This is a genomic window from Streptococcus mitis, assembly GCF_946190065.1.
Taxonomy (GTDB): Bacteria; Bacillota; Bacilli; order Lactobacillales; family Streptococcaceae; genus Streptococcus; species Streptococcus mitis_DE.
On record NZ_CAMHZD010000022.1, the window covers coordinates 21,780 to 36,902 of the forward strand.

At 37.0% G+C, this 15,123-nt stretch carries 7 protein-coding genes and 1 pseudogene; all 8 read right to left on the minus strand.

All coding sequences use genetic code 11. The annotated features are described in order from the left end of the window. Positions 1 to 9: 9 nt before the first annotated feature. On the minus strand, positions 10 to 6,576 hold the full coding sequence (locus tag OCF96_RS09055; RefSeq protein ID WP_261446970.1) for a S8 family serine peptidase: 6,567 nt from the start codon (positions 6,574 to 6,576) through the stop codon (positions 10 to 12). A 783-nt stretch (positions 6,577 to 7,359) separates the two neighbouring features. After that, the gene (locus tag OCF96_RS09060; protein WP_049551394.1) at positions 7,360 to 8,145 is read right to left on the minus strand and encodes an ABC transporter permease; all 786 of its coding nucleotides are present in this window, start codon (positions 8,143 to 8,145) and stop codon (positions 7,360 to 7,362) included. A 1-nt stretch (position 8,146) separates the two neighbouring features. Beyond that, positions 8,147 to 8,965 (minus strand): ABC transporter permease, encoded by an 819-nt coding sequence (locus tag OCF96_RS09065; protein ID WP_261446971.1) that lies wholly within the window; start codon positions 8,963 to 8,965, stop codon positions 8,147 to 8,149. 1 nt (position 8,966) lies between these two features. Next, entirely contained in the window at positions 8,967 to 9,959 is a 993-nt protein-coding gene (locus OCF96_RS09070) for an ABC transporter ATP-binding protein (protein ID WP_261446972.1), read from the minus strand. A 429-nt stretch (positions 9,960 to 10,388) separates the two neighbouring features. Further along, the gene (locus tag OCF96_RS09075; protein ID WP_261446973.1) at positions 10,389 to 11,270 is read right to left on the minus strand and encodes a class II fructose-bisphosphate aldolase; all 882 of its coding nucleotides are present in this window, start codon (positions 11,268 to 11,270) and stop codon (positions 10,389 to 10,391) included. Between the two features lie 140 nt (positions 11,271 to 11,410). Then, complete coding sequence (gene vncS / locus OCF96_RS09080; RefSeq protein ID WP_261446974.1) at positions 11,411 to 12,739, minus strand: sensor histidine kinase VncS; 1,329 nt, start codon at positions 12,737 to 12,739, stop codon at positions 11,411 to 11,413. Continuing rightward, positions 12,736 to 13,392, minus strand: coding sequence for a response regulator transcription factor VncR (vncR, locus tag OCF96_RS09085; protein WP_049551390.1), 657 nt, complete (start codon positions 13,390 to 13,392; stop codon positions 12,736 to 12,738). Before vncR ends, vncS begins: the two co-directional genes overlap by 4 nt. A 160-nt stretch (positions 13,393 to 13,552) precedes the next feature. After that, positions 13,553 to 15,123, minus strand: a pseudogene (locus tag OCF96_RS09090) (hypothetical protein); the annotation flags it as partial.

A 15,123-nucleotide genomic window follows, 5' to 3' on the forward strand; every position in this document is an offset into this window, starting at 1 on the left:
GTCCTAATCTTAATCTTTTTTCTTCAATCCAAGAAGTACTCCTACTATAAACAATATTCCAGCAATGAATGGTGTAAGACCTTCTCTAACTGTTCCGGTTTTTGGCAACCTATCATTGTTAGTAGTTGATTTACTATCAATATTGGTATGTTTATTATCTATGTTCTCTGGTTCATTAAGATAAACTTCCTTCTTATTTTCAAAGTTTTTATCATTTTCATCAGGAACTGTAATTTTGACATCCTTAGTTGAATCAGATCTTTGACTTTCATCTAATTGACTATAATTTACTTGTACAGGAACTGTAGTTTTAACATCTTTAGTTGAATCAGATTTGTGTGAATGATTTTCTCTTTGTAAATTCTCCTGTTTGTAACTTTGATTTAATTGGTTATGATTTGCTTGCACCTTATCTTTCTTTTTGGATACATCAAAAGTAGGTTTATTTTCCTCCTCCTTTTTCTCCTCTATTTTCTTGAATACAGGTTTTATAAGGGTATCTTTTGATAGATTAATAACATAACCAGCATCTTTTTTCCCTTCGACACCAGAAATTTCCCAGCCATCAAATTGATATCCTTCTTCTAATTCACCCTTATAGACAGGTAAAATGAAATCTTCTTCCGACACTATCGTTGAACTCATTTCTTTTCCATTTTGAATGGTCACAGTCACCGTATGAGGTTTTAATTCGCTCATCTCTCCCGTATCTTTGTTTAAAATGAATTCTTTTACGGTCGTATTTCTTGCAAAATCTTTTACAACAATCTTAATGTTTAGTGTCTTATCTGTTAGTTGTTTAATATCATCAAATGATTTGTATTCTTTTCCATTTACATAAATATGTTTATCTTGAATCTCACCATCGAATCCATTATTTCTTTTATCATTGATGTTAAAGACTACAGATTTTCCGTCAGCATATTCGATACTAGTATTTCCCTTAGGATCAATGTTTACTTCTGGTTTAACATTATCATATAAAAATTGATAGTGTACTCCAACCGCTTTCGCATTCAAATCGCTATAGCCAGTTTGAAGATAAACATTTCCATCCATATCTGTTACCTTATCTGGGAATCCGTTTGCTTTATAGTCTTTCATTCCCCAGTCCATGATGTCACCGTCTTTAACATTAAGCTTAATGTTAAAATCTCTAGTGTTATCAATGTGTAAATCTCCATAGATTAAATAATTATCTACAACCGATTCATTAACTCTCAACTCCCAGTTAAAACCACCCTTATCAGAAATCTTACCTCTTAAATGGAATTCTGGATTTCGTACATAAATTTTATTAGATTTAGATGGATTAAAGTAGTTCTTGTCCATTGAAAGATTTACTGGTTTTGCATCAATAAATAACGTAGAGCCATCTTCTTTTATAGCTTCTACATTGGACTTATCCTCTCCAGTGTACTCTTTACCATCCTTACCAAATAATACAAGTTTAGAAGGATCTGTTACAAGATTTCCATCTTTATCGATTGCCTCCCCTTTATCATTCATTTTAAAGGTAAACACTTGATATCTTACAATGTTAAAGCCGTCCAAAGCCGACATTAATACAGCTTGAGTACTTCTTCCATCTTCAACATTTCTACTATCAGTATAAATTATTTTTTCTGAAAGGACTCTTAGATTAGGATTGGTCTTTTGTATTTTTGCTATATCTTCCTTGCTATAGACTCCATTTCCTTCTAACATATCCGTTTTTCCAGGATTATAGGTAGTCACTTTTAGTGCATAGCCTTTTCTTAGAATGATGTTGTCTTTTAACAGATATTGTTGTTTTTCTGAATCAGAATAGATTTTACCAGATTCCATTTCCGTTAAATTGTTTGGTTTGTTTTTTGAAAGATCTCCTTCTCCTAATTCTATTACATTCCCATAACTTGATGCATACGGATATTCTGCTTTAGTTTCCTTATTTTTATCAGGCATTCTAATTTTAGTTTCAGCTTTTATCTGATCATCATCTTTAACAAAGAATCTCATATCTCCTGCAAAAGCTAATCCATCCACAATATCATTAATATTAGCGTATAAATCAAATGTCATCGTTTTTGAGCGGGAATCATACTTGGTCGTTTTGATTTCTATCGATTTATAGTTATTTCCATAGTATACCTTGGCATTTTTAGAAACATTACTTATCTTTCCAAGAATTTCAAAGTGTCCATCTTTAGACGGGCTTAGAACACCATAAATTTTTGATTTGATTTCGTCAAGTTTTTCAGTTTCATATTCTAAGGCGCTACCATCGTCATAAGCAATGATATTTCCCTTATCATCGTATTTATAATCGTATTCTTCTGTCCTCTTACCAGTTTCACTTGTAAAGTCATCAACTTCTCTAAATTTCTTTTTAATGAGTTTCTTTAAGTCTTTGCTTTCAAACTCTCTAATTGTTGAAATCGTTTTATGAATAGTCAAGCTAGATTTTTCTTCGATAGACTCTTCATTGTCTTGATGATTTTCTTCCTCAGTTGTATCTTTTTTAAGACTATCCTCTTTTCTATTTTCTAAATTTTTAAATTTAGATTCGGCAATCTCTCCAAGCTTTTGGTATTTAGATGAATCTTGATCAGGATCTACTAGATAATAGGAAATCATCCCCTTTTCATCAGCATGATCATCAAATTTAATTCTATGAATCTTTGTGAAATTGCTAGAGCCATCTAATGCAATGACTTCAATGATTTTTCCTCTTAAATCTCCTGCACCATTAATTTCATAAATGGTATTTCCGTCTTTGTCAAGTTTTCTATTTCTTCCTTGACCCTCACCTGCATAAGTTACTTCAAGATTTTTCTCAACCTCTCCATCTTCATTAACCAGAGCAGCGCCAGCATACCAAACTTCGTTGGCAATCTCATCAAATTTTTCAGGATGTTCTTTTTGATCTCTCGCAAATAGGGTTTCATTCTTGTATTGATCTTTTACCTTGTGATAAGTATCCTTTGTGATCAGCTTAATTTTTTCAGGATTTGAAAAATCAATCGAAACAATCTTAGGGGCTGTGTTATCAATTTTTACAGGAATATAGGAAACCTGCCATGGGTAATCCTTGGTTAATCTATATTTAAATTTATAGAAATATTGACCTTCTGCAATCGGTTCAAATTGACCTCTTATCTTAGTAGCTGGATCTTGCTTATCATTACTTTCTGGTGCATTTTCTTCTCTACCTCTAGGGTTATAGATGAGTCCATCCCATTTCAAGTCACCCCAAACTTTTAGTTTAGAAGATTTGATTCCCTTTGCATCATTTCTTTTAGAGTTTAAAATTCCTTTAATAAAGTGTTCTCTCGAAATGACTTTTAAGTCAATTTGATTTTCTCCCTCTTTATTTGTATTTACTATTGAAATCAATCCTTCTTCTGCACTTCTTAATACAAGTGGAGAAGGTGTTAATCCTCTTTCAAGTTGGGCATCTTGAGGATTTCCATTTGAATCTAAAGGATAAATTTTGGCAATATTAGAACCACTTGATGATGGTGCGTTGATCCCTTCGTTATTGAAAGCAAACAATTCTGGATTTTGATCTAGGGATGTTGTATTTTTATCTTTTCTATTTTGTATAACTCCTGCTGGATTAAATTTATCTATACCATGTTCTCCACCAATCCCCTTATTTAAGGTTCCTGGAATTTTTGGTTTACCATCATCATCATAACCTTCCATTGTTTTTGATTTTGATCCTTCTTCCCAGGCCCATTTATCAAGGATTGGTTCCTTGTTCCAATCCCCAGCAAATCCCATTAGGGGCATTGATAAAGATGGTTGGAAATTTATTTTCTTCCCGTTGGAGTTCAGAGCTTCCATTTCTTCCACTGACTCAAAATGAATAAATGATTCTACAAATTTATTTTTATTTTTAGCCTCTCCAACGTTTATAACCGCATTTAAATCAAAGCTAGAGTTTGGGCTTATAGTGAAAGTATCATGCTCAAATGTGATATTTGCTCCTTTAATTTTTTCTGGGTGAATTTCTGGAACAATTTGCTTCCCATCTGGGGATTTTTCGTCTTTATATGTTTCATCCAGTTTTAGTCTATCAGTTAGAGAATCTGTAGTTATCGCTGATGCTGAAACTTTAAAGGTCAAAGGTCTGTTTGATGTATTGTGAAGCTTAATTGTAAAGTATTTTTTATCTCCTTTTATTTCTTTAAGAGAAATAGAACCATAAGAGTTTACCAAACCTTTAGAATCCTTGTTTTGGAAAGTCGCTACGACTTCATTTCTCAAAGCATTGGCAACATTAATTAGCCCTGCTCCCTGTTGTCTAGGTGATGCAAAGTACTGACTTTTTTCTTTCCAAGAAGTCGCATCCATCATAGGGCGTGCAGTATTTTGTAGGGCTATTTTTGTAAGACTTGTAAGGTCTATTTTGTCATCTCCTTCAAGATTTTTCAAGGCAGGTCTTTCAAGCATTTCCTTTAACTTAGGTCTGATCAAAACAGTAGAAGCTGCTACGATTGGAGTTGCCATACTAGTTCCTGACATATAGCCATAAGTTGATTTCCCATTAATGACATTGAGAGTGGATTTAATATTTTTACCTGGCGCTGAGACATCAGGCTTTAAAAGCAAATCTGTTCTCGGTCCCCAAGATGTAGATCCTGCTGGAACTATGACATCTTCTTTATACAATTCTTTGTCTGTGTCAGGTGCAAACTTAAAGTCAATCTCTTTTTCGTCACCTACATTCGGTTTATTAGAATTATAGCTTGCCATATCGATTGGATAGTATTGCTCCAATTTATCTTTGAAATCTTCCTTATTATTTCTTTTAACTTCAGTTTTTTTATCAGGATTAATCATGTTCCATAGCTTTACACCATCATCTCCTGAAATTGAAAATACTTGACTTTTAGTCCCTTCATCCGCTTCATATCCCATGGCTGGAAGCTCTGTCCAATTATCTCTGTTATAGTAATTGACAGTATTTACAACCATAATGGCGCGTGCGCCCTTATCCGTTGCTCTTTTAAAAGCATTTTTTAAATCCTTGGTATAAATTCGATCCATTACTGCAATTTTGCCCTTAAGATCCAATCCTATCAAATCTTGGTCTTGACCCTTGCCTATATATACAAAGTTTAATTTACTAGGAGCTTTTGAACCGTCTTCATTTGTTGTGATTTTATTCTTATCGAAAAAGGCCCCTATATTTCTGTATTTAAAATTTTCTCCACCTATGTTGACTTTATCAAACTCAACTGTCTGATTTTTAGCAGAAGCGACCGCTATCGCATCTTCATGTGCTGCAGTTCGCGTTACATTTCCAGTATCTGTCATTTTCAGATTATTATTTGCCACTAAATCCCATGAAGAACTTGAAGCAGAAGCCGCATAGTTACCCGTAGCTACAACCATTGGAATGCCTGCTTTTCTTAACGCTCTAATAGCTTCCCAATATTTCTCACCTACAAGACCTGTTCCTGTAAAGCCAGATGATACCGAAACAACATCGACATTGTGTTTGATCGAATCTTCAATAGCATGAAACATTGTTTCATCCCCTGCGAAGCCAGATCCTGCGTCAGAGTACATTTTATAAGAGAAGATCTGTGCATTAGGAGCAATTCCATCTATTCCGTTAAAGTTTTTAATGTCTTTTTCAGTATCATTTCCCGCAAGAATCCCTGCAATATGCATCCCATGTGGATCAAAATAATCGCTCCCATCATCAGCCTTTTCTACAGTTATTTTACCACCATTATAATAATTGAAAGCATGAGGGATTTTATCACTCAACCAGAAATTTTTATCAGTACCTTTTAAATCTTCTTTTTTAAATCTCATTGAGCCTTTAGCATCATCATCAATCCTCATGGCCTTATGCCTATAATCTGTCCCGGTATCGATATTTGAAATGACCATACCTCTACCATCAAAATTTTTACCAAATGGAGCATTGATAGACTTTAGGTAATCAATTGCCTCTTCAACTCCAATTTCCTTTCTAGCATGATTCATCATTGGTTGGACTTTTTGTGATCGTTCAATCGATGAAATACCTTCTATTAGTTTAATTTTGTCCAGATTATCTGGAGTTGTTTCTATTGCAACACCATTAAAAACCGTATCATAAGTATATAAAACTTTTGTATCCTTAAGATTTGATAATTCCTTGATTGCTTTTTCTCCAGATTCTTTATCTTTAAATTCAGCAATATAGACAAGTTTATCCTCTTTTTTGGGACTTTCTGGGTCTTTCCTTGCAGACGAGTCCGCTTTATCTTCTTGGGATTGATTGGAATTTTCTTCTTTGATTTTTTCTTCATTGCTAGTTTTGTTATCTATCACAGATTCTTTACTAACAACTTCTTTTTCCTCAATAACCGTTGTTTTCTTCTCTTCAATATCCTTTGAAGTTTCTATAGCATTATGAATATTTTCATGTTTCTCTTTATTGTCTGTTTCCTTCTCTACTACTACTTTTTCTTTATCAGAGATATTTAAAGTATCTTCAGAGCTAGATGTATCTGCTAAAACTACCTCATTAGGGACATATGCTGCTAAAATAACTGCAGCTGTGGTTAATGACAATACTGTACTTTTTTTCATTTTAATTCCTTACATATTTATTTAACTTCCAATAGATAAAAAACTTTAACTTTGCTAGCCTTTGTTATAAAAAGTTTTACTAAGTATTATCTAGGAAATAGAGTAGTACATTTATATATAATTGTTAGCTCTCTGAAAAATAGTATATCAATTAAAAAATTTTAAGTCAAGAAAAATTAACACGGATTAATTTATTTTTTAACATATGTTAAAAATTGAGTCAAAAAGTTTCGTAGTTAACTGGGATACATGATAAACACATTCACACCACCAAAAATAGTAGTAATCAAGTTGAAGCAGTAGCAACATCACAAAGTCAAACATCATTGATGAAATATCAGCGCTATTAAACAATATAAATAACCGCTAAAAATAAGACTTAACGGTTATCTTCTACATATCTATTTTTTCAAATCCTCAGTCGTTTATCTACCTATAACCTAGGCTTTGCGAGTGCCTTGTTATGCCAACTGATACTCAATGAAAATCAAAAAGCAAACTAGGAAACTAGCCGCAGGTTGCTCAAAACACTGTTTTGAGGTTATAGATAAGACTGACGAAGTCAGCTCAAAACGCTGTTTTGAGGTTGCAGATAGAACTGACGAAGTCAGTTACATATATATACGGCAAGGCTACGTTGACGTGGTTTGAAGAGATTTTCGAAGAGTATGAGCTAAATCGGCGATTACATTTACGGTATAGCACTCTGAGAATAGATGTCAAGGAATTTTCATCTCTATTAAAAAAAGCCTGTCCCAAGACAAGGCTTTGATAACATCGATGCTAAGAACCCGCACTTTCGTAGGAATCCAAGCCCCTGTCCCAGAGTTTAAGGGAAATACCAAAAAAGATAAGGGAAATCAACATCAAACCTCCGATGTTAAAGAGAACATCCTTGTCCTGCAAGAAATAGCTGGCAGGATAGTAGGCCGTAAAGGCGAAAGGCACGATAAAACTAATCAACCAACGAAGAAATGAATTGTAAATGGAAATCGGGTACTTAGCAAAATCATTAAACATATAGAAAATATAAATCATGGCTCCTGACTGCTTGGTCCAAAAAGCGATACTGGCTGTCGCGATTTTCAAAGAAGTATAAATCAAGGTCGCAAATGGTATGCAGACTAGAAAAAGCAGGAATTTAGGAAGAGTCCAAGCAATGCTGGTCACTGTTGTTCCCAGTAGAATGCCACCGACCAAGAGTTCACCCAAGGCATCAATCTGAAAGGTCTCAACTAGAATATGAAAGAGAGGATTGATAGGACGTGTCAGATACTTGTCAAACTCCCCTTTTCGGACTAAACGTTGACCTAATGCCCATAGATTGTCAAAAAAGAGATGGTCCAAGCCCTTGGGAATCAAGGAAAATCCATAAATAAAAGCAATTTCTTGAAAAGTCCAGCCTTCTAGGGATGGAATGTGTTGAAAGATGACATTGAGAAATAAGAGGTTCAAGCCTTGAGTCAGAAAGACTCCTAAGACACCAACCACAAAATCGACCTTGTACTCCATGATTTGCTTGATGTATTGTCTAATAAAAATCAGATGCATGCGTTGATATTTTTTCATACTAACCTCCCTGAATGGTGATAAATGACTGGACTCGTTTCCAAATCAACTGAGACAAGCCCACCATCACTAAGAGCCAGAAAAACTGCAAAAGGAGTGCCTGAAGAATCTGGCTGGCATCGTATTTCCCAACAATAATCATGACTGGAGTGTAAATCAAGGATGAAAAAGGCAAGAATGAGAGAATATCTGAAACAACCTTTGGAAAGAAAGCCAAGGGAATCAAACTTCCAGACATAAAGGCCACTATGGAAGTCTTGAGTAGATTGGAACCCCATAGATTTTTAAACACAAAGGCAGAAAATCCAAAGCAGATATTAAAGAAAAAGTTAATCAGATAGGCCAGCGTTAGGCTAAAAAGATAAAGAACAGTTAAACCTAGCACTTCTACAATACCTTTTCCAGATAAGATTTTCATCAAGACAATGACACTTAAAAATGGAAGTCCGACACTGATAAAAATCAACCACTTGGAGCCAAGCTCTGTAAAAAGGTAAGATGCCGCAAAATGCACTGGTCGCAACAAGCGCATGATGATGGAACCATCCTTGACCTCCTCCCCAATCATAAAGGAGCTATCCGACCTGGTCAAAAGATTGGTCACAAAACTCATGATGATGTATAGGGTAATATCTGCCATACTAAAGCCCTGAATCAAGGACTCCTGTGATGAATCAAAGACAGCCTTCCAGAGATAAAAGGCCACAAAAGCTCCCATGACATCGCCGATTCGATAAAGAATAAAGTTGACTCGATAGGTAATCAACTCCTGAACACCTGCATTGATAAAGGGTTTATAACGTCTCCACAATTTGACCATATTAGAGCTCCTTTCGGTAGAAGCGGCGGATAATATCCTCGATATCTGTATCCACCATTTTCAAATCGCGGATTTCAAAATCAGACAGGGTTTGCTTGATAATGTCAGCTGACTGGTAGCGAGAACTATCAAATTCAATGTTGAGGCTATTTCCTTGTCTATCAATACTCATATCCGAAAAGCCTTCATAGTGAGAAACGAGATTACTTTGACCTGGTAGCAGTTCAAAAGAAAGAGTCTTCATCTTGCCAAAGGTCTCCTTGAGTTCGCTAACCGTTCCATCAAAAATCTCCTGCCCCTTGTCTATCATAAAAATCCGATCACAGAGTTGCTCAATATCACTCAAGTCGTGAGTGGTCAAGAGAATCGTGGTCTCTTCCTCTTGATTGATCTGGGTGATAGCTCGACGAATATTATCCTTGACCGAAACATCCAGACCAATAGTCGGCTCATCTAAAAAGAGAACTTTGGGATTGTGGAGCAAGGAGGCCGCAATGTCCGCCCGCATCCGTTGTCCCAGTGAAAGAGTCCGCACGGGGTCCTTGATAAAGTCCTTCAAATCCAAGACTTCATTCAAAAAGTCCATGCGCTTATGGAAGAGCGAATCTGGCACATCGTAAATTTCTTTTAAAACCGTGTAGGTCTCTTGCAGTGCCAAATCCCACCATAGCTGAGTTCTTTGCCCAAAAACAACCCCAATATCTTTGACATAATCTTGGCGATTGTCCTGTGGAATTTTGCCATTAATCCGACAAAAACCAGATGTTGGCTTTAAAATCCCAGTCAGCATTTTAATAGTTGTCGACTTCCCAGCACCATTTGCCCCAATGAAGCCTAAAATCTGCCCCTTGGGAACCTCAAAAGTCAAATCCTTGACCGCTTCAAAGGTCTGCTTTTCAGGATGAATAAAGGAGCGAAACGCCCCCTTCAATCCCGGTTCCTTAACAGTCTTCACAAAATTTTTCTGAAGATGTTCCACTTCTATCATTGCCATAAATCTCTCCCTAGCGCAAGGAATAGCAACATTGTATTTTGCATACAAATATTCTAAAGCCTTACTTTCTACACCTTCTATTATTACAGAAGACTTTATACCAACCTATTATAGTCCAATAAAAACTAGAATGCAAGCGTTTGCTTAAAATTTGTGAAATTGAAAATTTTTCTCTTAAAGTGGTATTTTTATACTCAATAAAAATCAAAGAGCAAACTAGGAAGCTAGCCGTAAGTTGCTCAAAACACTGTTTTGAGGTTGTAGATGGAACTGACGTAGTCAGTATTCTACACATACGGCAAGGCGAAGCTGACGTGGTTTGAAGAGATTTTCGAAGAGTATTAGTCCAAAATTCTGGCTTAATAGTCTCCTTAAAACACCAAAAAAACCCACCCAATGGGTAGGTTTCATCTGTATTATTCAGCTAGATTATGCTTTACCTTCTGAACCGAATACGTCGATACGTTCTTCAACTGATGCTTGGATAGCTTTTACACCGTCAGCCAAGAATTTACGTGGGTCGAAGAGTTTTTTCTTGTCGTATTCTGCTTCGTTTGCTTCGTAGTCACGAGCAAATTTACGAGTTGCGTTAGCGAATGCGATTTGGCATTCAGTGTTAACGTTAACTTTCGCAACACCAAGTTTGATAGCTGCTTGGATTTGCTCATCAGGAATACCTGAACCACCGTGCAATACGATTGGGAATCCTGGAAGAGCTTCAGTCAATTTTTGCAAGTGGTCAAGGTCAAGACCTTCCCAGTTTGCTGGGTAAGGACCGTGGATGTTACCGATACCAGCTGCCAAGAAGTCGATACCAGTTTCAACCATTGCTTTAGCGTCTTCGATTGGAGCCAATTCACCTTTACCGATGATTCCGTCTTCTTCACCACCGATAGTACCAACTTCAGCTTCTACTGAGATACCTTTAGTGTGTGCTTTTTCAACAACGTCTTTAGCCAATTTAAGGTTTTCTTCAACTGGAAGGTGTGAACCGTCAAACATGATTGAAGTGTAACCAACTTCGATACACTCAAGTGCATCTTCGTAGTGACCGTGGTCAAGGTGGATAGCTACTGGTACAGTGATACCCATTGATTCAACAAGGTTAGCGATCAAGTTGCGAGCAACTTTGTAACCACCCATGTATTTAGCAGCACCCATTGAAGTTTGGATCAAAACTGGAGCTTTTTTAGCTTCTGCTGCGCGCAAGATAGCTTGAGTCCACTCAAGGTTGTTTGTGTTAAATCCACCAACTGCATAACCGTTGTCACGAGCTGCTTGGACAAATTTTTCTGCTGAAACGATTGCCATTTTATCAGGCCTCCTGTATATTTTTATGGGTCATCCCATTTACATTGTTCATTTTATCACTTTTTGACAAAAAAATCTAGTTTTTCCCGCAGTTTCGATTGAATTTCTTCTAGCTTCATCTATGTAAACCCTTTCTCTCCCTAATCTTGGATAACTTTTGGAAAAGCTATGAAGAAAGTTAAACGATTCTCCTCCATCTCAAAACGATAAGCTAATTTTTCATGTTCTAATAGACTCTTGACCACAAAGAGCCCCATCCCAGATCCCTTAGCCTTGCGACTAGCATTATCAGAAAAAGATTGAGCTAGTTTTTCTTGTTCTTCTGGACTGCAGCTATTTTCTATAAAGAGTTCCCCTTCTCTTTCTCCAATGCGAACTAAGCCACCTGGAACAGAATGCTTAATGGCATTGCTGATGAGATTAGACAGAATCAACTTCATAACTGATGGATTTAGATAAGCCTGCTGATGGGTCAAACTATTGTCTATCTGGAGTTCTCTTTCCTTAGCTAGCAAGACATAATCCTTAACCAGACTTTGTGTCATCTGAAGTAGGTCAATTTGTTCCCTATCATCTCGTAATTCCTGGACCGAAGAAAGAGAAAGTATCTGGAGAACGTGATGATTGAGCTCATCCACAATCCCCAAGGCAACTCCCAGATAGTGATCTCTATCCTTATAACGACCAATATTTTCCTTCATATTTTCAATCAAGATTTTGAGACTAGCAAGCGGTGTTTTCAATTCATGAGAAGCCCCTCGTAGGAATTCGACCTTCATCTTTTCGAGCTGGAGAATAGCTTCATTCTTGTCATGCAAGTCCGCAATGACAGTCAAGAGGTGCTGATAGAGGCTATTGATTTGTTCCTTGAGATCACCAATCTCATCCTTAGAATCCACGCGCAATCGCACATGGGCATCCAGTTCCATCATCCGACGGGTTACTCGCTTGATTTCCAAAATCGGTGCAACAATGGTCCGAGCATAGATGTAGGCAACCAAAAGGGAAATCAGAAAGGATGCCAGCAAGGTGTAGGGGAGAAATTGGAGACTGATTTGCTCCGCTTCCTTTTGCAAATCCATGGAAGCTAGAAACTGGAGAGTCATGATGCCACCGTCTTGCGTTGTCACCTCCCGCTCCTCGATAAAGAGAGAGGTTGTCTGGCGGTCTGTATCCAGAGGAAAACTGTCCTTGACTTCTAACTTATCCTCAGTCATCTCTCCCTTAACGGCCCCCTTGATATCACTAGTCTGGGAATACAGCTCTAACACTTGCTCGATACTCTGCCTGTCTTTCCCTTCTAAGGACTGGGCAATGGCTGTCGCTTTCTGGCCGATGGTTTCCTGACGATGACTCAGATAAGTCGAAGGAAAAAGAAAATAAATGGCTAAATGAAGGCAAATAACCAGAACACTAAAAATCGAGAAGGTATAGATAAATATCTTTGTAAATAAACCTGTTCGTTTCATTTTTGCTCCAATTTATAACCAACATTGCGCACAGTGAGGATGCAGTCCAGGTCTAGCTTTTTCCGCAATTCCTTGATATAAACATCAATGACTCGGTCAAAGGGAACCTCATCTGTCGCTTTCCAGACGGCATCGATTATCTGAGATCGGGTCAAGGCCCGTCCTTCATTCTTCACCAGATAGTCCAGAATTTCCAACTCTTTGGCATTGATGGCTACTTCCTCACCTGCTAGGCTAGCACTGTAGCTCTCAAAGTCCACTTGGGTATCCTTATAAGAGAAAATTCGTCCCGTATCGTAGTAGCGTTTGAAAATCGCGTCTACCCTCACTTTTAAGAGGGAGAGGGAGAAAGGTTTTTCCAGATAGCCATCTGCTAGCGAAGCAAAAGCACTCATCTTGTATTCTTCATCCTGAAAAGCGGTCAGCATCAAGACAGGGACCTGGCTGGTTTTGCGAATCTCAGCTAGGACTTCTAGTCCATTGAGCTTGGGCATCTGGATATCCAGTAAAACTAGAGCCACCTCATAGCTGGAAAATTTTTCTAAGGCTTCCTCCCCGTCTGCCGCCTCAATAGTTTCGTAACCGCAATCCGTCAAATAGTCACTGACCCCCTCACGGATCATCTCTTCATCTTCTACAATTAAAATTTTCATACTTTAACTGCTCTCTTTTTTTATTTTTCTTAGAATAAATACCTACTCTATTTATTATAATCTCTTATTTGCCTTTTGTCTTTAAGAAACTTGCTACTAGATAAAACAAAGAGAGCCTATTGCTCTCTCTGCTCACATTTCACTCCCTATGGAATGAACATTATTTAGTTGCTTTTGAAAATGTTACAACGTAGTTATAATCTTTCCCATTAGCTTGATATACATAGTCCTCTTTGAAAGTGTAGCCGCGTTTGCTCAACTCTTCTTTCTTAGCTTCAACTTGGCTCTTGACAGCTTCTTTCACCTGTTCATTTGATAAACCTTCCGCAATTTCAAGAGAAGTTCCATTGATATCTCCTAGGAAACCTGCAATATCTTTCATTTTATCAAAGTTATAAAAAACATTGACTTTGACCTTATGAGGAGATGGCTGTTCTAGACTTCTACGATTTCTGCTAGCCCGTGGTTGAACTGCTGGAGCCATTCTGAAACCTGAAGTTCCTACCGGTTGCGTTTTGGCTTCTTTTGTGAATTCTATAACATAATCATAGCTATCTCCACCCTCAACGATTTTATCTAAGTCTGTTTTTGACGTAACTGTAAAGCCTTGTGTTTTCAGTTTCTCAATTTGGGCTTTTGTTTTTTCTTCAACAGCCTTTTTAATGTCCTCTTTAGTTGCATCACCTGGTAAAGTTAAAAGATTATTCTCTCTCACATTTCCTAATGCTCCAGCTATATCTTTAAGGGCTGTTAAATTATAGTAGATATTTATTTGTTTAGTTTTATTTGATAAATCTCTTTTCACAACTTTTTTAGCTCTTACTTGAACTTCTGGTGCAATTCTGAAACCTGTAGTTCCTGTTTTCTCTTTAGTGAAAGTTACTACGTAGTCATAATGAGTTGCGTCTGCTTGATCAAAACCTACAAAATATTCATCAGCAACCTTGTATCCTTTTCTTTCAAGTTCTGCTTTCTTCTTATCTATTCTTGCTTTTAAAATAGATTTCAAAGCATCACCAGAGACATCTTTTGGTATATCAACTTCATTTTTACCACCTAAATCATCAAAGAATCCAGGAATATCTTTCATACCATCAAAATTATAATAAATAGAAACTTTATTTTGAGGTTCATCTACACTTCTTGCACGACGTGTTACACGTGGTTGATACACTGGTGCATTTCTAAAAGCTGTATTTTCTGGTGTACTATTTCCATGCCCAATAACATTGTTATCTCCAATATGTGTTCCTGCTGGTCCGTTTCCAGATAATCCTGAATTTGTGTAATCTGGTTTACCTTGGTCAACTCCAGGAGTATTAATCTTAGCTAAGTCATCTGAATAATTGTCCACTACAGCCGCTTGATCTTCCGTAGTTTTTGCTTGTTTCATTGCTTCTTTAGCTTTTTTTGTATATTCTTCCACATTTAATTTAGCAGCTTCTTTTTCACTAGATGATAGACTACTCGACTCAATTTCTTCTAATTTAATATTTTTACGTGACTCTAACTCGGAGTCATTTTCCTCTAGACCTTTTTCAACATCATCTTTTGGTTCAGTTGGATTGTTCTGATTATTTGAATCCGCTGGAGTGTCTTCTGTTGTTCCTGAACCTGCTGGTTGGTTTTCCGCTGGTTGCGATGGAGTTGGTTGTTCTGTTGCTCCTGGCGCTGCTGGTTGGTCTTCCACAGGTTGCGCTGGAGTTGGGGTTTCTGTTGCTCCTGGCGCTG

Coding starts and splice junctions, on each gene's coding strand:
- OCF96_RS09060 (WP_049551394.1), bottom strand. CDS start 8,145: ATGAAAAAATATCAACGCATGCATCTGATTTTTATTAGACAATACATC.
- OCF96_RS09075 (WP_261446973.1), bottom strand. CDS start 11,270: ATGGCAATCGTTTCAGCAGAAAAATTTGTCCAAGCAGCTCGTGACAAC.
- OCF96_RS09055 (WP_261446970.1), bottom strand. CDS start 6,576: ATGAAAAAAAGTACAGTATTGTCATTAACCACAGCTGCAGTTATTTTA.
- OCF96_RS09070 (WP_261446972.1), bottom strand. CDS start 9,959: ATGGCAATGATAGAAGTGGAACATCTTCAGAAAAATTTTGTGAAGACT.
- vncR (WP_049551390.1), bottom strand. CDS start 13,392: ATGAAAATTTTAATTGTAGAAGATGAAGAGATGATCCGTGAGGGGGTC.
- vncS (WP_261446974.1), bottom strand. CDS start 12,739: ATGAAACGAACAGGTTTATTTACAAAGATATTTATCTATACCTTCTCG.
- OCF96_RS09065 (WP_261446971.1), bottom strand. CDS start 8,965: ATGGTCAAATTGTGGAGACGTTATAAACCCTTTATCAATGCAGGTGTT.